11 protein-coding genes and 2 tRNA genes are annotated in these 19313 nt (G+C 55.6%); 8 read left to right on the forward strand and 5 right to left on the reverse strand.

Going from position 1 to position 19313, the window contains the following annotated elements; genetic code table 11:
* Nucleotides 1-7: 7 nt before the first annotated feature.
* The 4 genes from recC to recD all read left to right on the forward strand — a co-directional run bounded on the left by recC (nucleotide 8) and on the right by recD (nucleotide 11797).
* The gene (gene recC, locus ACREYP_RS03525; RefSeq protein WP_336819625.1) at nucleotides 8-3379 is read left to right on the forward strand and encodes an exodeoxyribonuclease V subunit gamma; all 3372 of its coding nucleotides are present in this window, start codon (nucleotides 8-10) and stop codon (nucleotides 3377-3379) included.
* Nucleotides 3380-3528: 149 nt separating this feature from the next.
* Entirely contained in the window at nucleotides 3529-6414 is a 2886-nt protein-coding gene (gene ptrA, locus ACREYP_RS03530) for a pitrilysin (RefSeq protein ID WP_336819623.1), read from the forward strand.
* A complete protein-coding gene (gene recB, locus ACREYP_RS03535) occupies nucleotides 6414-9959 on the forward strand; it encodes an exodeoxyribonuclease V subunit beta (RefSeq protein WP_498881101.1) in 3546 nt (1181 codons plus the stop codon). The genes ptrA and recB overlap by 1 nt, the downstream gene beginning before the upstream one ends.
* Nucleotides 9956-11797 carry an exodeoxyribonuclease V subunit alpha gene (recD, locus tag ACREYP_RS03540; RefSeq protein ID WP_336819619.1) on the forward strand — a complete coding sequence of 614 codons (1842 nt, stop codon included), beginning with the start codon at nucleotides 9956-9958 and terminating at the stop codon, nucleotides 11795-11797. The genes recB and recD overlap by 4 nt, the downstream gene beginning before the upstream one ends.
* 37 nt (nucleotides 11798-11834) lie before the next feature.
* Here recD and argA read toward each other — a convergent pair whose 3' ends face one another.
* The gene (gene argA / locus ACREYP_RS03545) at nucleotides 11835-13166 is read right to left on the reverse strand and encodes an amino-acid N-acetyltransferase (RefSeq protein ID WP_008458442.1); all 1332 of its coding nucleotides are present in this window, start codon (nucleotides 13164-13166) and stop codon (nucleotides 11835-11837) included.
* A gap of 228 nt (nucleotides 13167-13394) precedes the next feature.
* Here argA and amiC point away from each other — a divergent pair, with 228 nt between their 5' ends.
* Nucleotides 13395-14645: an N-acetylmuramoyl-L-alanine amidase AmiC gene (gene amiC, locus ACREYP_RS03550; RefSeq protein ID WP_166878320.1), complete on the forward strand. Its 1251-nt coding sequence runs from the start codon at nucleotides 13395-13397 to the stop codon at nucleotides 14643-14645.
* Nucleotides 14646-14732: 87 nt separating this feature from the next.
* On the opposite strand, the gene ACREYP_RS03555 is transcribed toward amiC, so the two are convergent.
* Both ACREYP_RS03555 and ACREYP_RS03560 read right to left on the reverse strand, forming a co-directional pair.
* A tRNA-Met gene (locus ACREYP_RS03555) sits at nucleotides 14733-14809 on the reverse strand.
* A gap of 63 nt (nucleotides 14810-14872) precedes the next feature.
* A tRNA-Met gene (locus tag ACREYP_RS03560) sits at nucleotides 14873-14949 on the reverse strand.
* Nucleotides 14950-15160: 211 nt separating this feature from the next.
* Between ACREYP_RS03560 and mltA the strand changes: the two genes are divergently transcribed.
* Nucleotides 15161-16258 carry a murein transglycosylase A gene (gene mltA, locus ACREYP_RS03565; RefSeq protein WP_008458439.1) on the forward strand — a complete coding sequence of 366 codons (1098 nt, stop codon included), beginning with the start codon at nucleotides 15161-15163 and terminating at the stop codon, nucleotides 16256-16258.
* Nucleotides 16259-16328: 70 nt separating this feature from the next.
* The gene (gene tcdA, locus ACREYP_RS03570) at nucleotides 16329-17138 is read left to right on the forward strand and encodes a tRNA cyclic N6-threonylcarbamoyladenosine(37) synthase TcdA (protein ID WP_045783824.1); all 810 of its coding nucleotides are present in this window, start codon (nucleotides 16329-16331) and stop codon (nucleotides 17136-17138) included.
* Here the strand turns inward: tcdA and csdE are convergent, their stop codons facing one another.
* The gene (gene csdE, locus ACREYP_RS03575) at nucleotides 17139-17570 is read right to left on the reverse strand and encodes a cysteine desulfurase sulfur acceptor subunit CsdE (protein WP_166878328.1); all 432 of its coding nucleotides are present in this window, start codon (nucleotides 17568-17570) and stop codon (nucleotides 17139-17141) included. It lies immediately after the preceding gene.
* Entirely contained in the window at nucleotides 17571-18776 is a 1206-nt protein-coding gene (gene csdA / locus ACREYP_RS03580) for a cysteine desulfurase CsdA (protein ID WP_336819617.1), read from the reverse strand. It abuts the gene before it with no gap.
* Nucleotides 18777-18972: 196 nt separating this feature from the next.
* Here csdA and ACREYP_RS03585 point away from each other — a divergent pair, with 196 nt between their 5' ends.
* Nucleotides 18973-19200 carry a YgdI/YgdR family lipoprotein gene (locus ACREYP_RS03585; RefSeq protein WP_008458430.1) on the forward strand — a complete coding sequence of 76 codons (228 nt, stop codon included), beginning with the start codon at nucleotides 18973-18975 and terminating at the stop codon, nucleotides 19198-19200.
* The last annotated feature ends 113 nt before the right edge of the window (nucleotides 19201-19313 follow it).

Below are 19313 nucleotides of genomic sequence, written 5' to 3' on the forward strand. Positions count from 1 at the left end.
CGATTTCATGTTGCGTGTCTACCATTCCAACCGCCTTGATGTGCTGGAAGCCATTATGGAGTTCATTGTGGAGCACCAGCCATTGCCGGATCCTTTTGAGCCGGAAGTGGTGCTGGTGCAAAGCACCGGGATGGCGCAGTGGCTGCAAATGACGCTGGCACAGAAGTTTGGTATTGCGGCGAACATCGAGTTTCCGCTGCCCGCCAGCTTTATCTGGGACATGTTCGTGAAGGTATTGCCCGATATCCCGGAAGTGAGCGCTTTCAACAAGCAGAGCATGAGCTGGAAGCTGATGACGCTTATCCCCAATATGCTCCACAAGCCAGAGTTCAAGATGCTTGGCCACTATCTGCAGGTAGACGACAGCAGCCGTAAGCTGTTTCAGCTTTCTTCCCGGATTGCCGACCTTTATGACCAGTATCTTGTCTATCGTCCCGGCTGGCTAAGCCGCTGGGAGAAGGGCGAGCTTGTCGAAGGCGTGGGAGAGTCTCAGCTCTGGCAGGCTCCGCTCTGGGCGGAACTGGTGCGCTACACCGCTGAGCTGGGGCAGCCAGAATGGCATCGAGCCAATCTCTACCAGCGCTTTATTAGCGCTCTTGAGAAAAGCGAGGTTTGCCCGACGGGGCTCCCATCTCGCGTCTTTATTTGTGGGATTTCCGCTCTGCCACCGGTGTACCTCCAGGCTCTGCAGGCGCTGGGTAAGCATATCGACGTCCATGTGCTATTTACCAACCCCTGCCGCTACTACTGGGGGGATATTAAAGATCCCGCGTTCCTTGCTCGTCTTGTCAGCCGCCGTCGTCGTCGGCATCAGACAGAACAAGAGCAGACCTTGTTTAAGGACAACGACAATGCCTCTTCGTTGTTCAATGAGCTTGGTGAGCAGGATGTGGGGAATTCCTTGCTGGCCTCTTGGGGGAAATTAGGGCGCGACTACGCGTTTTTGCTTTCCGAGCTGGAGCGTTTTGAAGAGATCGATGTTTTTGTCGATTTAGAACCCGATAACCTTCTCCACGGCCTGCAAAATGACCTGTTGGAGCTGAAAGATTCGCAGGTGCTGGGGCTGACGGCTGAGGAGTATGAACACAGTGACGGTAAACGGCTGCTGGATCTTAACGATCGTTCTTTGACATTCCATGAGTGCCATAGCCCGCAGCGAGAAGTTGAAGTGCTGCACGATCAACTGCTGGCGATGCTGGAGGCCGATCCAGAACTTACCCCGCGTGATATCATCGTGATGGTTGCGGATATTGATAGCTACAGTCCGTTTATCCAGGCGGTATTTGGTAGCGCGAAGGATGAGCGTTGGCTGCCGTTTGCCATTTCTGACCGTCGGGCGCGCCAGGCTCACCCGGCCCTGCAGGCGTTCATTTTACTGCTTGGCTTGCCGGAAAGCCGTTTCGCAGCAGAAGATGTGCTTTCATTGTTGGAAGTGCCTGCCCTGGCGGCGCGTTTCTCTATTGATGAAGAAGGGCTGCGCTATCTGCGTAAATGGGTAAATGAATCAGGTGTACGTTGGGGCATTGATGATGACAACGTTCGTGAACTGGATCTGCCTGCGACCGGGCAGCATACGTGGCGGTTTGGCCTGACCCGGATGCTGCTTGGCTATGCGATGGAAAGCCAGGCTGGGGTCTGGGATTCTGTGCTGCCCTATGATGAGTCCAGCGGCCTGATTGCCGAACTGGTGGGGCAACTTGCGGAGTTGCTGATGCAGCTGAACCGCTGGCGTCAGCTGTTAACTCAGGAGCGCCCTTTAGACGAATGGTTGCCGCTATGCAGGGACATGCTGAACAGCTTCTTCCTGCCTGATGGTGAAACAGAAGCCGCACTGGCGCTGATTGAGCAGCAGTGGCAGGAGATGATTGAAAAAGGCACTGATGCAGCCTACCAGCAGCCCGTGTCATTAACCTTGCTGCGTGATGAACTGGCCCAGCGTCTTGACCAGGAGCGCATCAGCCAGCGCTTCCTCGCCGGGCCGGTAAACTTCTGTACCCTGATGCCAATGCGCGCCATTCCCTTTAAGGTCGTTTGTTTGCTGGGCATGAATGACGGTGTCTATCCGCGAGCGCTTGCGCCATTGGGCTTTGACCTGATGAGCCAGCACCCGCAGCGCGGGGACCGCAGCCGCCGAGACGATGACCGCTATCTGTTCCTGGAAGCGCTTATTTCGGCCCAGCAGCGGCTGTACATCAGCTATATCGGCCGTTCGATTCAGGACAACAGCAGGCGTTACCCGTCGGTGCTGGTGGAAGAACTGCTGGATTATATCGCTCGCAGTCACTACCTCCCCGGAGATGCTGAATGTAATGCAGATGACAGCAGTGAGCATGTGAGAAAGCATCTGGTCACGCTTCATGCCCGAACACCTTTTGACAGCACCAACTACCTTGCCGGAGGCGATGGGCAAAGCTTTGCTCAGGAGTGGCTGCCAGCGGCAAGCGGCAGCGGCGTAGCGCATGCCCACTTTATTCAGCCTTTGATTGCGGATCCCTGGGGCGACATCTCCCTTGAGCAGCTCCAGCGCTTTTGGCGGCACCCGGTGCGGGCATTTTTCCAAATGCGTCTCGGCATTAACTTCCGCCTGGAAGATACCGAATTGCCGGATGAAGAGCCTTTTACCCTCGATGTACTCGATCGTTTTCAGTTAAACCAGCACCTGCTTAATGCTCTGGTTCAGCAAGATGATCCGCACCAGCTGTTTGTGCGTTACCGGGCAGCTGGCGTTTTACCTTACGGGGCCTTCGGTGAAATCTTGTGGGAAAACCAGCGGAATGAAATGCAAATGCTGGCTGAAAAAGTGCTGGCCGAACGGCAAAAAGGGGAAAGCTGTGAAGTGGATCTTCACATAGACGGAACCAGAGTGACGGGCTGGCTGTCGGACGTACAGGCTGATGGTTTGCTGCGCTGGCGCCCTTCGGTGCTGAATGTGGCTCATGGCATGCAGCTGTGGATTGAACATTTGGTTTACTGTGCGAGCGGCTATTCGGGCGAAAGCCGAATGTTCGGGCGCAAAGATTCACAGTGGCGTTTCCCTCATATGGCACAGGACGAAGCTAAAGCCTGGTTGTTGCAACTGATTGAGGGTTATAAAGAAGGTCTCCGTCAGCCATTGCTGCTGCTGCATAACAGCGGTGGCGCGTGGATAAAAACCTGTTATGACCCACAAAATGATGCCATTTTATGGGATGAGGAGACGCAGCAGAAAGCCCGGACTAAGCTGCTTGCTGCCTGGGAAGGAAACCATATGGTGGAAGGGGAAGGGGCTGATATTTGGCTGCAACGTTTGTACCGTACCCTTGATGCCGAGTATTACGAAGCGATTATCGCAGAGGCCGAGCGCTACCTGCTGCCTCTGTTCAGATTCAACCAATCCTGAACAAGGATTGTATAAAAATTGCACAGCCCGGTGAGTTCAATTATGATGCGATTTCTTGCTCAGGGCTGGCGAAGTATAACAACGGCGTTCGACGGATAGCTTCGAAAAGTTGTTAATGATGAGTAAGTTAGTGAAGACGAGGTTTGTGAATGCCTAAATGCAGCACCTGGTTTACCGCGCTTTTCTTGTTCGTTGCTCTTTGGGCACCCTGCAGTCAGGCAGATAACGGATGGCAACCGATTCAGGACACCATCCGTAAAAGTGAAAAAGATCCTCGTCAGTATCAGGCTATTCGTTTAGATAACGGTATGACCGTGCTGCTGGTTTCCGATCCGCAGGCGGTGAAGTCGCTGTCAGCGCTGGTGGTGCCGGTTGGCTCACTGGAAGATCCAGATGCTCACCTTGGGCTTGCCCATTTTCTGGAACATATGACGCTGATGGGGTCCAAAAAATATCCGGACCCGGATAGCCTGTCTGAATTCCTCAAAAAACATGGCGGCAGCCACAATGCCAGTACCGCCACCTATCGAACCGCATTTTATCTTGAAGTAGAAAACGATGCGCTCGACGGTGCCGTAGACCGCCTGGCCGACGCCATTGCTGAACCTAACCTCGCGGCACAATATGCCGAGCGTGAACGTAACGCGGTAAACGCCGAGTTGACGATGGCCCGTGCGCGTGACGGGATGCGCATGGCACAGGTTAGCGCTGAAACCATCAACCCTTTACACCCGGCGGCGCGTTTCTCCGGCGGCAACCTTGAAACCCTGCGTGACAAACCCGGTAGCAAGTTGCTCGACGCGCTGGTGGCATTCAGAAATAAGTACTACTCGGCAAACCTGATGAAAGCCGTTATCTACAGCAACAAGCCTTTGCCTGAACTGGCGAAGATTGCCGCTGAAACTTACGGCCGCGTTCCTGACAAAAATATCGAAAAGCCGGTTATCGATGTACCGGTGGTGACTGACGCGCAAAAAGGGATCTTCATCCACTATGTGCCGGTCATGCCGCGCAAGGTGGTTCGCGTTGAGTTTCGCATTGATAACAATAGCGATAAATTCCGCAGCAAAACCGATGAGCTGATTGGGTACCTGATCGGCAACCGTAGCCACGATACGCTGTCGGATTGGCTGCAAAAGCAGGGGCTTGCGGAGAGCATTCGCGCGGATTCTGACTCGATGGTGGCCGGTAACAGCGGTGTTTTCGCCATCTCCGTCTCCCTGACGGATAAAGGCCTGGCCAATCGTGACCAGGTGGTTGCGGCGATATTCAGCTATCTCGATCAGTTGCGCGCCAAAGGTATCGATAAACGTTACTTTGACGAGCTTGCACACGTGCTGGATCTCGACTTCCGTTACCCGTCCATCACCCGTGATATGGACTATATCGAATGGCTGGCGGATACCATGCTGCGCGTCCCGGTCACCCATACGTTAGATTCCGCAAATATCGCTGACCAGTACGATCCTGACGCGATTAAAGCGCGTCTGGATATGATGACGCCGCAAAATGCCCGCGTGTGGTATGTCAGCCCGCAGGAGCCACACAATAAAACGGCTTATTTCGTTGATGCGCCTTACGAAGTTGACAAAATTCCTGCGCAGACCTATGCCGACTGGCAGCAGAAGGCAGATGCTATCAAGCTTGAGCTGCCTCAGCTGAATCCTTACATTCCCGATGACTTCACGCTTTATAAGCCACAGAAGCAGTACGACCATCCTGAGCTGCTGATCCACGAGCCGGATCTGCGGGTGGTGTATATGCCGAGTCGCTATTTTGGCAACGAGCCAAAAGCGGACGTGACGCTTGTGCTGCGTAATCCACAGGTGATGAACAGCGCGAAGAATCAGGTGCTGTTTGCTATCAATGATTACCTTGCGGGCATTGCGCTGGATGAACTCAGCAATCAGGCGTCGGTTGGCGGCATCAGTTTCTCATCTAACGCCAATAGCGGGCTGATGATTAACGCCAACGGCTATACGCAGCGCCTGCCGCAGCTGTTTGAAGCGCTGCTGAAGGGCTATTTCAGCTATACCCCAACGCAGGAACAGCTGGATCAGGCCAAGTCCTGGTATGCCCAGATGATGGATTCGGCGGACAAAGGCAAAGCCTTCGAGCAGGCGATTGCGCCGGTGCAGATGGTTTCGCAGGTGCCTTATTTTGAGCGTAGTACCCGTCGGGCGTTGCTGCCGGAGCTGACGCTTAAGGACGTGCTGGATTATCGTGAGCGGTTGAAAACCAACTCCCGGCCTGAGTTTATGGTCATTGGCAACATGTCTCCAGAGCAGACCAAACAGCTGGCGGAAAACGTCAAAGCCCAGCTGGCTCCGAAGGGGGGAGAATGGTGCCGGAATGACGATGTGCTGATTAATAAGCAGCATCTGTCGATGTTTGAAAAAGCCGGAAGCAGCACCGACTCGGCGCTGGCGGCGGTTTATGTACCCAAAGGCTATAACGAAGCCACCAGCACGGCCTATGGCTCAATGCTGGGGCAAATCATTCAGCCCTGGTTCTATAATCAATTGCGTACACAAGAGCAGCTTGGCTATGCGGTGTTTGCTTTCCCTATGTCCATTGGTCGCCAGTGGGGAGTGGGGTTCCTGCTTCAGAGCAGCGATAAGCAGCCAGCTTACCTGTATGAGCGGTTTAAAGCGTTTTATCCGGTTATCGAGAAAAAGCTGCGCGGCATGAGCGACGCCGAGTTTGCCCAAATCCAGCAGGGGATGATTGCCCAGATGCAGCAGGCGCCTCAAACGCTTGCGGAAGAAGCGGCGCAGCTTAGCAAAGATTTCGACCGCCGAAACATGGCGTTTGATTCCCGTGATAAAGTGATAGCCGAAATTAAGAAATTAACGCCGCAGAAGCTGGCTGATTTCTTCCATCAGGCGGTGATAGCTCCCCAGGGAATGGCGGTGTTGTCACAGATTTCCGGCAGCCATAACGGCAAAGCAGAGTATGCAGCTCCAAAAGGGTGGAAAACCTGGGAGGGGGCACGCAGTCTGCAGCAGGCGTTACCACTAGTAAGCGAGAAATAATGACCGATGTAACTGCGCAGCCCCTTGATCCTTTAAGTTTGCCGCTGTTCGGCGAACGGTTGATAGAAGCTTCCGCGGGGACCGGTAAGACCTTTACCATTGCCGCACTTTATTTGCGGCTGCTGCTGGGCTTAGGGGGAGAGAATGCTTTCCCCCGTCCGCTGGGGGTTGAAGAACTGCTGGTGGTGACTTTCACCGAAGCGGCCACCGAAGAACTGCGTGGCCGTATTCGGGCGAATATCCACGAATTGCGCATTGCCTGTATTCGTAACCGCACCAAAAATCCACTGATACAAAACTTACTTGCCCAGATTACCAACAAGCAGCTCGCTGCCCGCACCCTGCTGTTAGCCGAACAGCAGATGGATGAGGCCGCTATCTTCACGATCCACGGCTTTTGCCAGCGGATGCTCAGCCTCAACGCTTTTGAGTCCGGGATGCTGTTCGAGCAGCAGCTACTCGAGGATGAATCCTTGCTGCGCCGTCACGCCTGTGCTGATTTCTGGCGGCGTCACTGCTACCCGCTGCCAAAACCTGTGGCGCAGGCGATGAGTGAGGAGTGGTCGGGGCCGGAAGCGCTTTTAAGGGATATCAATAGCTGGCTTCAGGGTGAACAGCCCCAGTTGAAACAGCCCCCGGCGGATGATGAAACGCTGCTGGCTCGCCATGAAAAAATAATCGCCGCTATCGACGGGGTCAAAGTTCAATGGAGAGCAGCCGCGGGTGAGCTGGCAAGCCTGATTAGCGATTCTGGCGTGGATAAACGCAGCTACAGCAGTAAACATTTGCCAAACTGGCTGGAAATTGTTGGCCAGTGGGCGCAGCTGGAAACCACCAGTTATCAGCTCCCTGAGGCGCTGGCGAAGTTTGCGCAAAGCACGCTTGAAGAGAAAACCAAAAAAGGCGAAGTGCCCCGGCACCGCCTGTTCACCGCCATCGACGCATTGCTTGCAGAGCCGCTAACGCTGCGTGACCTGGTGATTGCCAGAGCCATGGCGGAAATTCGCTATATTGTTCAACAGGAGAAGCGCCGCCGCGGCGAACTGGGCTTTGACGATATGCTGAGTCGGCTCGATGAATCTCTGCATCAGCCCGGCGGCGACGCTTTAGCGACGGCGATCCGCAGCCGTTTCCCGGTGGCGATGATCGATGAGTTCCAGGATACCGACCCGCAGCAGTACCGTATCTTCCGCCGCCTGTATATCAAGCAGCAGGGCACCGCGCTGTTGCTGATTGGTGACCCTAAGCAGGCTATTTACGCTTTCCGCGGCGCCGATATTTTTACCTACATGAAGGCGCGTCAGGAAGTTAGTGCCCACTACACACTGGACACTAACTGGCGCTCGTCACCCTCGATGATCCACGGCGTAAACACGCTGTTCCAGCAGGTTGAGAATCCGTTCTTATTCCGCCAGATCCCGTTCCTGCCGGTTAAATCAGCGCCCCGCAACGGTGGGCTACGGTTCACGGTCCAGGGTGAAAGCCAGTCGGCGGTGAAAATGTGGCTCCAGCCGGGGGATGGCGTCGGTGTAAGTGATTACCAACAAGCGATGGCATCGCAGTGTGCACGGCAAATTCGAGACTGGCTCACCGCCGGGCAACGGGGGGATGCGCTGCTTTGGCAGGGGGATGACGCCCGGCCGCTCAGGGCATCGGATATGACGATTCTGGTTCGTAGCCGCGGAGAAGCGGCCATCGTACGTGATGCGCTGGGCGCGCTAAATATTCCTTCGGTGTATCTCTCTAACCGCGATTCGGTGTTTGCTACCGTTGAGGCACGTGAGCTGCTGTGGGTGCTACAGGCCGTACTGACGCCTGAAATTGAGACGGCCATGCGCAGCGCCATTGCGACAGCCATGTTCGGGCTGGATGCCCATGCTATCGAGTCTCTGAACAACGACGAACTGGCCTGGGATAATCTGGTTGACGAATTCTTTGGCTACCGCGAGCAGTGGCTTAAGCGGGGCGTGATGCCCATGTTAAGAGCCTTAATCGGGGCGAGAAATATAGCTGAAAACCTGCTGGCCACGCCGGGAGGAGAGCGCAGGCTGACCGATATTTTGCACATCAGCGAACTGTTACAGGAAGCCTCGGCAGAAATGGAGAGCGAGCATGCGCTGGTGCGCTGGCTGGCGCAGAGGATTGCCGAGCCGGACAGCAACGCTTCCAGTCAGCAGTTGAGGCTCGAAAGTGATAAACATTTGGTGCAGGTGGTGACCATCCACAAATCCAAAGGGCTGGAGTATCCGTTGGTCTGGCTGCCGTTCGTGGCCAACTATCGCCCACAGAGCAGCGGCCTTTATCACGACCGAACCACCTTTACCTCACTTCTGGATTTGAGCAACGATGCGGAAAGCCTGGGGCTGGCCGAAGAAGAACGTCTGGCGGAAGACTTGCGTCTGCTCTATGTGGCATTGACCCGCTCCGTCTGGCACTGCAGCTTGGGCGTTGCGCCATTGTTCCGCGGTTCGAGAGCTAAAAAAGGCAACAGCGACCTGCACCTCAGTGCGCTGGGCTATTTGCTGCAAAAAGGGGAAGCGCTCGATGCAGAGGGACTGCGCCAGGCGCTTGATGGTCTGAAAAGCGAAGCCATCGACGTTGAAACACTCTCTTCCGGGGACGATACTCCGTGGCAGCCGCGGCCCGATGCTTTGCCCGAGCTTGCCGCCCGTCAGCTCAAGCGTCGAATCACCGATAACTGGCGCGTGACCAGTTATTCTGGTCTGCAGCAGCACGGCAACAGTCGGGTTCTGGATTTAGTGCCACGCCTGGACGTTGACGCCGTTGGGGAAGCCCCGGAGCAAAGTGAGCCGTTACTTACGCCGCATACTTTCCCGCGCGGGGCTTCACCGGGTACTTTCTTACACAGCCTTTTCGAAGAGATTGATTTTACACAGCCAGTACAGCCTGAAGAGACAGAAAAACACCTGCTTGCCAATGGGTTTAGCGGCGAGTGGGAGCCGGTGGTGAGCCGCTGGCTGGAAGAGGTGCTTGCTGCGCCGCTCAATGACACCGGCGTTGCCCTGAACCTGCTTTCTGCGAAGGAGAGACAGGTGGAGCTGGAATTTTATTTACCTATCGACAATGAGCTACAGGCGCCGGCGTTAGACGGTCTGGTTCGCCATTACGACCCGCTGTCTGCTGGCTGCCCGCCTTTGGACTTCCGTCAGGTGAAGGGAATGCTGAAAGGGTTTATCGACCTGGTGTTCCGCTGGCAGGGGCGTTACTACCTGCTGGACTATAAATCTAACTGGCTGGGTGAAGACAGCAGCGCCTACACCCAGGAGGCGATGGCGAAGGCGATGCAGTCTCACCGCTACGACTTGCAGTACCAGCTCTACACGCTGGCGCTGCATCGCTACCTGAGCCACCGTATGGCCGGGTATAACTACCAGCAGCACTTTGGTGGGGTTATCTATTTGTTCCTGCGAGGCGTGGAGCAGGGTAAGCCCGAGCAGGGTATTTTTTCTACGCGACCGGACGTCAGACTGGTTGAAGCAATGGATGCGCTGTTCGCCGGGGCAGCAGAGGAGATCCCACAGTGAGTATGTCTCAGCTACTCAACCAGGCGGTGGTGCTGAAAGCTCTCAGGCCGCTGGATTCACAGTTTGCCATGATGGTGGCTAACGATAAGCAGCCCGCCGTTATGCTGGCCGCAGCGCTGTTGAGCCGTGAATCAGGCGAGGGGCATGTCTGCCTGCCGCTGGAGCGCATCAGGCCCGAATATGCCTTCGCTGGCAAACATCCTGAACTTGTGGCTCAGCTTTTTGCCGAGGCGGAGCCTACTTCGGGCTGGCACAGCGCATTACTGGCTTCCCATTCGGTCAGTTCGGGCGACGAACCCACGCCGCTGAAACTCATTGATAACCGCCTTTACCTCAACCGTATGTGGAGCAACGAGCATCGGGTGGCGGCCTTCTTCGGTGAACATAACCAGCCTGTTGCGGTGGATGAGACCCGGCTTCGCGAAATCCTCGACGCGCTGTTTGGTAACAGCCCACAGACGGACTGGCAGAAAGTGGCCGCAGCGGTGGCGTTGACCCGACGTATCTCAGTTATTTCCGGCGGGCCGGGAACAGGTAAAACCACAACGGTGGCAAAGCTGTTGGGCGCGCTGGTTCAGCTTTCCGATGGCCAGCCCGTGCGCATTCAGCTTGCGGCGCCTACGGGCAAGGCGGCCGCACGCCTGACGGAATCGTTGGGAAGTGCGCTGCGCCAGCTGCCACTCAGCGATGAGCAGAAAAAGCGCCTGCCTGAAGAGGCTTCGACGCTGCACCGGCTTTTAGGCGCGCAGCCAAACAGCCAGCGGTTGCGCCACCATGCCGGGAATCCTCTGCACCTGGATGTGCTGGTGGTGGATGAGGCGTCGATGGTAGATCTGCCGATGATGTCCCGGCTGATTGATGCTTTACCGGAGCAGGCCCGCGTCATCTTCCTCGGAGACAGAGATCAACTGGCTTCCGTAGAGGCGGGGGCGGTGCTGGGCGATATCTGCCATTACGTGAACGACGGGTATTCGGCTGAGCGTGCGGAGCAATTAAATCGGCTCACGGGCTGTGAGATACCCGTGGGGGAGAGCACCCGGGCGAGCGCGCTGCGTGACGGGCTTTGCCTGCTGCGTAAGAGCTATCGGTTCGACAGTCAGTCCGGTATCGGTCAACTGGCATTTGCCGTTAATGCCAGCGATAGCAGGCAGGTGAAAGCTGCGTTTGGACAAGGGTTTACGGACATATCACTGCAGCCGCTGCTGGAGCCGGAAGATTATACGGCGATGATTGCCGACGTGGTCAGCGGCTACGGCGAGTATTTGCAGCTGGTACGTCAGAAAGCCGCGCCTGCTGAGATCATTGATGCCTTTGGCCGTTATCAGTTGCTGTGTGCTTTACGTGAAGGACCTTTCGGCGTCAGCGGCCTGAATGAGCGTATTGAGCAGGCGCTGGTACAGGCGCGTTTGATTCAGCGGCCTTCGCAGGCGCTGTCCCGCTGGTACGACGGGCGTCCGATGATGATTGCCCGCAATGATAGCTCGCTTGGCTTGTTTAACGGCGATATAGGTATTGCTTTGCAGCGTGAGGAAGGGCTTCGCGTCTGGTTTTCAATGCCGGATGGTTCAGTAAAATCCGTTCAGCCCAGCCGCCTGCCTGCACACGATACGGCCTTCGCCATGACCGTGCATAAATCTCAGGGTTCTGAATTTGACCACGCCGCGTTGGTATTGCCGAATCAGTTTGTGCCGGTGGTGACGCGTGAGCTGGTGTACACCGCGATCACGCGAGCCCGTAAGCAGCTGTCGCTGTATGCCGATGAACGCGTGTTGAATAAAGCGATAGCCACGCGTACGGAGCGCCGCAGCGGGCTTATGGCGATTTTCTCTGGAGAATAAAAGACAAAGGAAGGCACACTTTATGCCTTCCTTTTTTTCAGGTCAGGTCGGCCATCAGCACTTTTGATTTGCGCTGATAGTTGTACATCTCTTTTTTGCTCGCCGGCAGCAGCTCCACGTCCACCGGCAGGAAGCCCCGCTCCTGGAACCAGTGGATGCTGCGGGTGGTCAGCACGAACAATTTACTCAGCCCCATCTGCCGCGCCTGGTTGGCTATACGGTTCAGCAACTCTTCGCCCCGGGACGAACTACGGTAGTCAGGGTGCACCGCGACGCAGGCCATTTCGCCGATGCTTTCTTCCGGGAACGGATAAAGCGCAGCGCAGGCGATGGTCAGGTTATCCCGTTGAATAATCGTGAACTTGTCGATCTCCATTTCCAGCTGCTCACGGGAGCGGCGCACCAGGATCCCTTGCTGTTCCAGCGGGCGGATCAGCTCAAGAATACCGCCGATGTCGTTGATGGTGGCGCGGCGGATCTGCTCTGCGCTTTCCATCACAATTTGCGTGCCGATCCCATCGCGGGAGAACAGTTCCTGCAGCAGGGCACCATCTTCCTGATAGCTGAGCAGGTGGCTGCGGCGCACGCCGCTGCGGCAGGCCTTCACCGCTCCGCGCAGGAAGCGCACTGTGCCGGAATGATAGTCGCCGGTGCTTTCCAGGGCTTCAATACGCTGCTGAGCCTCGTTCGGGAACAGCTCAGAAATCACGTTCCCCAGGTCGTCGGTCACGCCCTGAGCGGAGCAGAACCCAATCATTTTCTCTGCCTTCAGCTTAACCGCAAGCTGGGTGGCCACTTCTTCGGAGGTAAGGTTAAAGCTTTCCCCCGTCACGGAAACCGCGACTGGCCCCATCAGTACAATCGCGCCGCTGTCCAGCTGGCGGTGAATGGCTTCTTCATCAATACGGCGGACGCGCCCGCTGTGGCAGTAGTCCACGCCGTCATCCACGCCCAGAGGCTGTGCGATGATAAAGTTACCGCTGACCACGTTGATATGGGCACCCTGAAGCGGCGTATTACCCAGGCTCATGGAAAGTCGCGCGGTGATGTCGAGCTGAAGCAGCCCTGCAGCCTGTTTCACCAGTTCGAGGGTTTTTGCGTCGGTGACTCGGGTGTGTTTATGGTAAACCGGCTCGTGGTGGTGTTCGGCCAGGTTTTCGTCAATCTGCGGACGCGCGCCGTACACCACGACCAGGCGAATGCCCAGGCTGTGAAGCAGGCCAATATCGTTGACGATGCTGGAAAAGTTTTCATGTTCAATGGCTTCGCCGCCGAGCATGATGACAAACGTTTTTCCCCGGTGGGCATTAATATAGGGAACAGAATGGCGGAATCCCTGGACCAGTTCAGTTCTGCGTTCCTTTACCACGGCACACCCTCATTGCATGATTATTCGTAATTTGTGTATTTTTATTCTTTTATGGCGTTCGGTGCAAGCGCCAATTTTCATCCAGGATAAAATTCCTCCTCCCTGACTTTTTATCTCCTTTTCTGAACGTTTACCCTTTTATAGATGACAGTAACCGCGTGTTTCGCTAAAGTTTTTGGCTCAAAAAATAAATTCGTCTATTCAGTGATTTTATCGCTCAGGGGAGCCATGCCAGATTCCAGTTCGTTAATGAGTCGCCGCCGTTTACTTCAGGGTGCCGGAGCCATGTGGTTGTTGAGCGTCAGCAAGGTCGGTTTTGCTGCCTCAAGCCAGGTGATCGCCGTGCGCGTCTGGCCGGCCTCGTCTTATACCCGCGTGACGCTGGAATCTAACCATCAGCTGAAGTACCGCCAGTTTGCGCTCAGCAACCCGGAGCGGGTTGTTGTGGATATTGAAGGGGCGCATTTAAATTCAGTTTTAAAAGGCATTGGCAGCCAGGTTCGCGGCGACGATCCCTTCATTAAATCCGCCCGCGTGGGGCAGTTTGATCCCAAGACCGTGCGCATGGTTTTTGAATTGAAGCAAAACGTGACCCCGCATTTGTTTGCGCTGGCCCCGGTCGCCGAATTCAAAGAGCGCCTGGTGATGGATCTTTATCCCGCCAACATGAATAGCGAACAAGATCCGCTGCTGGCATTACTGGAAGATTACAACAACGGCCAGTTAGACAAGAAAATGCCGGCGGAAAAAGGGCCGAAGCCGGGTAAAGCCGGGCGGGACCGGCCGATTGTCATCATGCTTGATCCAGGCCACGGCGGCGAAGACCCCGGTGCGATAGGCCCAAACAAGACCCGCGAAAAAGATATTGTGCTCAGCATTGCGCGCAGGCTGAAGGCCCTGCTCGATAAAGAGGGCAATATGAAGGCCTACATGACGCGCAATGAAGATGTGTTCATCCCGCTGAAAGTGCGCGTTGCCAAGGCGCAAAAACAGCGAGCCGACCTGTTTGTTTCTATTCATGCGGATGCATTTACGACCGCTGCCGCGCGCGGATCGTCGGTCTTTGCGTTGTCCACTAAAGGGGCGACCAGTACGGCGGCGAAATACCTGGCGCAAACGCAGAACGCCTCGGATTTAATTGGCGGCGTGGGCAAAAGTGGGGATCGCTATCTCGACCACACGATGTTCGACATGGTGCAGTCGCTGACCATTAACGACAGCCTGAAGTTCGGGAAAGAGGTGCTTAACCGGCTGGGGAAAGTGAACAAGCTGCATAAAAACAGCGTCGATCAGGCCGGGTTTGCGGTGCTAAAAGCGCCGGATATTCCATCTATTCTGGTGGAGACAGCGTTCCTGAGTAACCCTGAAGAAGAGCGCAAGCTGCGTACGGCCAAATTCCAGCAGGAAGTTGCGGAGTCAATTCTGGCGGGGATTAAGGCGTACTTCTCGGATAGCTCAAGGCTGGCAAGACGGGGCTAAAATGGCTGATAAAGGCGGGAGATAAACCTGCCTTATTTTTTATGAACGGCAGAAACAAAAAAACACCCGTAAGGGTGTTCTCAATGTTGGTTGCGGGGGCCGGATTTGAACCGACGACCTTCGGGTTATGAGCCCGACGAGCTACCAGGCTGCTCCACCCCGCGTCCGTCATACTACTCTTTTTAATGATTTTTCATCATTGCGCTGTTAAATCAGCGACTTTTAATTGGTTGCGGGGGCCGGATTTGAACCGACGACCTTCGGGTTATGAGCCCGACGAGCTACCAAGCTGCTCCACCCCGCGTCCGTGGATGCGCACTATACTCCGCTCGCTTTTTGATGCAACCCTTTTTTCGAGTAAATACCTGAATTTCCCCTTAGTTGTTGAATTAACCCGCATAGTGGCCATAAAACAGACGTTTTTGCTGTGAGGGGTGTGCAACTCGTTTAATTCTGGCGGCGCGTTTGCTATCTTCGGCGAGGCATACAGAGGCAACGAGCAGGGCGAAAGGTAAATGAAAGGACGTTGGATTAAGTACACAGCGGCGGGGGCCATGTTAGCGATGCTGGCCGCCTGTTCATCAAAACCGACCGATCGCGGTCAGCAATATAAAGACGGGAAATTCTCCCAGCCTTTCTCACTGGTGAATCAGCCTGATGCGGTTGGCGCGCCTATCAACGGCGGCGACTATGCCGAGCAGGTTAACCAGATTCGTTCTGCTTCTCCCCGCCTCTATAATAACGGCAGCGATATCTATAATGCCGTGCAGCAGTGGCTGCGTGCCGGGGGCGATACCCGCCAGCTGAAGCAGTTCGGCCTTGATGCCTGGCAGATGGAAGGGGCTGACAACTACGGCAACGTGCAGTTTACCGGCTACTACACCCCAGTGATTCAGGCTCGTCATACTCGCCAGGGCGAATTCCAGTACCCTATTTACCGCATGCCGCCAAAACGTGGGCGTCTACCGTCCCGCGCGGAAATCTACGCCGGTGGGTTGAGCGACAGCTACGTGCTGGCCTACAGCAACTCTCTGATGGATAACTTCATCATGGATGTGCAGGGCAGCGGCTACATTGATTTTGGCGATGGTCAGCCTTTGACCTTCTTCGGCTATGCCGGTAAAAACGGCCACGCTTATCGCAGCATCGGCAAGGTGTTGATCGACCGCGGCGAAGTGAAGAAAGAAGATATGTCGATGCAGGCGATTCGCCACTGGGGAGAAACCCATAGCGAAGCGGCAGTGCGGGAGCTGCTTGAGCAGAATCCTTCTTTTGTCTTCTTTAAACCCGCAAGCTATGCGCCGGTGAAAGGCGCGAGCGCGGTACCGTTGATTGGACGTGCCTCCGTGGCGTCTGACCGCTCCATCATTCCTGCTGGCACCACGCTGCTGACCGAAGTCCCACTGCTGGACAATAACGGGAAGTTCACCGGCCAGTACGAGCTGCGCGTGATGGTGGCGCTCGACGTTGGGGGGGCGATCAAAGGTCAGCACTTCGATATCTATCAGGGCATTGGCCCGGATGCCGGGCACCGCGCGGGTTGGTACAACCATTACGGGCGCGTCTGGGTGCTGAAAGCGGCCCCTGGCACGGGCAGCGTTTTTAACGGTTAATGCTGCAGCGTTTCCACCTTTATCTACGGGCTGTATAATCAGCCCGTTTTTATTTCTGAGGATTTCCCCGATGTCTGTTGTTCTCTCTGATGCCTGGCTGCAACGCTTTGGCGGCACCGCTCGTCTGTATGGCCAGGCGGCGCTTCAGCTTTTTGCAGAAGCGCACGTTTGCGTGATTGGCATCGGCGGGGTGGGCTCGTGGGCGGCAGAGGCGCTGGCGCGAACCGGGATTGGGGCTATTACGCTTATCGACATGGATGACGTTTGCGTCACCAACACCAACCGCCAAATCCATGCCCTGAAAGACAGCGTAGGCCAGGCCAAAACGGAAGTCATGGCCGCACGCATCAAGGAGATCAATCCTGAATGTCGGGTTACGGTGGTGGATGACTTTATTACCGCTGACAACGCCGCTGAGCTGCTTAGCCAGGGATTCAGCTATGTTATCGACGCCATTGACAGCGTGCGGCCAAAAGCGGCGCTGATCGCGTATTGCCGCCGCTATAAGATCCCGCTGGTGACCACGGGGGGAGCCGGTGGGCAAATCGATCCGACGCAGATTCAGGTTAGCGATCTGGCAAAAACTATTCAGGATCCGCTGGCGGCGAAGCTGCGTGAACGCCTGAAAAGTGATTTCGGCGTGGTGAAAAACAGCAAAGGGAAGCTTGGCGTAGACTGCGTATTTTCAACTGAAGCGCTGGTGTATCCGCAGGCTGACGGCTCAGTTTGCGCGATGAAAAGCACCGCCGAAGGCCCAAAACGGATGGACTGTGCCTCGGGCTTTGGGGCGGCGACCATGGTAACCGCCAGCTTTGGTTTTGTGGCGGTGTCTCATGTGCTGAAGAAGATGATGGCGAAGGCGGCACGAACCGCCGCCTGATTAACCCTCGTGCGCGGCCTGTTGAACGGCCGCGGCAAGGGCCGTAAGCCCGCTGCTGCGGGAAGCGCTTAGCTGATGGCGAAGCCCCAGATCGTCAAACAGACTTAGCGGATCGTTTTCCAATAGCTGCCGGGCGGTTTTCCCCTCTACCGCGGTCAACAGCACCGCCAATAAGCCACGAACGATGCGTCCTTCACTGTCACCGTAAAAGTGCAGCGTTCCGTCCGGCAGGCGCTCGTGGCCCAGCCAAACGCGATTTTCGCAGCCGCTGATTTCAATACTCTCGGTTTTTAATGCCTCCGGCAGCGCCGGCAGCTTCTTACCCAATAAAATCAGCTGGCGGTATTTGTCTTCCCACTGCCGCTGCGCTTCGAAGGTGGTACGCAGCATATCTGCGTTAATTTCTGTACCAAAGGGATGATTAGCCTGCATTCAGTCCACCAGAATATCGAGGGCGCGATCGACTGCGGCGAGCAGTTCGTGCACATCCTGCTGTGTGTTGTAAGGGGCGAAAGAGGCGCGCAGCGTTCCGCTAACGCCTAATGCGGCCATCAAGGGCTGCGCGCAGTGCTGGCCCGCCCGCAGCGCAATGCCTGATTCGGCCAGCAGCGTGACCATATCGCTATGGTGAACGCCCGCAAAGTCAAACGCCAGCAGGCTGGAGTCCTGACTGCGGAAGCTACGGAAACCGGGGCGTTTTGCCAGCTCGGACTCCGCGAGCGTGGCCAGGCTACGGCTCCAGTTTTCCGCCTGCTGTAAATCGACAGTTTCAAGCCATTCCAGCACAGCGCTAAGGCCAATGACGCCCGCGACGTTTGGCGTCCCGGCTTCAAAGCGGTAGGGCACTGGCTGAGTCTTAAACCCGTCGAATGAGACATGGGTAATCATTTTCCCGCCGCCGAGCCACGGCGACATCTGCTCAAGGAGATCTGCTTTGCCATAGAGCGCGCCGATGCCGGTCGGGCCATACAGTTTATGGGCGGAAAAGGCGTAAAAGTCGATATCCAGCGCCTGCACGTCCGGCGGGCAGTGAACAATGCCCTGCGCGCCATCAACCATCACGACGGCGCCTGCTTTGTGGGCAAGCTTGATAGCTTTTGCAAGATCGGGGCGGCCCCCGGTGACGTTAGACATTTGCCCAAGCGCCAGGATACGAGTTCGATCATTCAGCAATGCAGGAAGCTGGTTAAGATCGGGCAGAGCCTGGTCATTCAGCGGCAGTTTCACCACTTTCGCACCGGTTTGCTCAGCCACCATCAGCCACGGCACAAAATTGGCGTGATGTTCTGCCTCACTCACAATGATTTCATCCCCGTCTTTGAGGCGAGGGCGGGCATAGCACTGCGCAACCAGGTTTATGGCTTCGGTTGTGCCCCGGGTCCAGACCACGGATCTACCGCTTTCGGCGTTGATCAAACGTGCTACCTGGTCACGTGCCGCTTCGTAGCGCGCCGTCAGACGCTGCGCTTCTGGAAACTGGCTGCGGTGAACGTTCCCGGCACTCAGGCTGTAAAACTGTTGGGTAGCGTCGATCACGGCCTGGGGTTTTAGCGCCGTGGCCGCGCTGTCGAGATAGACGCCTGCATCTGCCAGCGCGGGAAATTGCGCACGAAAATGAGCGGGGTTAAATGCTGTCATGGGGATCCTCAGTTCAATGCACAGATCGTCGCGCAAAACTGGCATTGGCACAAGGTTTCCGTCTTTCTCGGAATTGTCTGTTTCTCCTGGCAGAATGTGAGAAGCAGGTTATGCTAATTATTGTTGGACTAATATTTAAGCATGTTAGTAGGAAAGACTTAAACAGCATTAAACGCTATCCACAAGGAGAAGAATAATGAACAAATCTATCGCTATTGTTTCTGCCTGTATGATGACCTTTGCACTTGCAGCTTGTTCCAGCCCGAACTACATCATGCACACCAACGATGGACGCGCGATTGTCTCTGAAGGTAAGCCAAAAACCGATGACGAAACAGGGATGATCAAGTACAAAGATGCTAACGGCAATATGCAGCAGATTAACCGTTCGGACGTGAAAGAGATGGTTGAGCTGAAGAAGTAAAACTGCAGGCAAAAAAAAGCACCGCATTCGGCGGTGCTACATTAATCACTATGGACAGACAGGGTAAATGTACAGGAAGTGAAAAGGGGTAGCTTAGCTACCGTGGTCCGAAA

The organism is Enterobacter sp. TMH.L2, from assembly GCF_050847315.1.
Classification (GTDB): Bacteria; Pseudomonadota; Gammaproteobacteria; order Enterobacterales; family Enterobacteriaceae; genus Cedecea.

Excerpts from the sequence above, each read along its gene's own strand:
- ptrA (WP_336819623.1), top strand. The coding sequence starts at position 3,529 with ATGCCTAAATGCAGCACCTGGTTTACCGCGCTTTTCTTGTTCGTTGCT.
- amiC (WP_166878320.1), top strand. The coding sequence starts at position 13,395 with ATGCCAGATTCCAGTTCGTTAATGAGTCGCCGCCGTTTACTTCAGGGT.
- csdE (WP_166878328.1), bottom strand. The coding sequence starts at position 17,570 with ATGCAGGCTAATCATCCCTTTGGTACAGAAATTAACGCAGATATGCTG.
- csdA (WP_336819617.1), bottom strand. The coding sequence starts at position 18,776 with ATGACAGCATTTAACCCCGCTCATTTTCGTGCGCAATTTCCCGCGCTG.
- tcdA (WP_045783824.1), top strand. The coding sequence starts at position 16,329 with ATGTCTGTTGTTCTCTCTGATGCCTGGCTGCAACGCTTTGGCGGCACC.
- mltA (WP_008458439.1), top strand. The coding sequence starts at position 15,161 with ATGAAAGGACGTTGGATTAAGTACACAGCGGCGGGGGCCATGTTAGCG.
- recB (WP_498881101.1), top strand. The coding sequence starts at position 6,414 with ATGACCGATGTAACTGCGCAGCCCCTTGATCCTTTAAGTTTGCCGCTG.
- ACREYP_RS03585 (WP_008458430.1), top strand. The coding sequence starts at position 18,973 with ATGAACAAATCTATCGCTATTGTTTCTGCCTGTATGATGACCTTTGCA.
- recC (WP_336819625.1), top strand. The coding sequence starts at position 8 with ATGTTGCGTGTCTACCATTCCAACCGCCTTGATGTGCTGGAAGCCATT.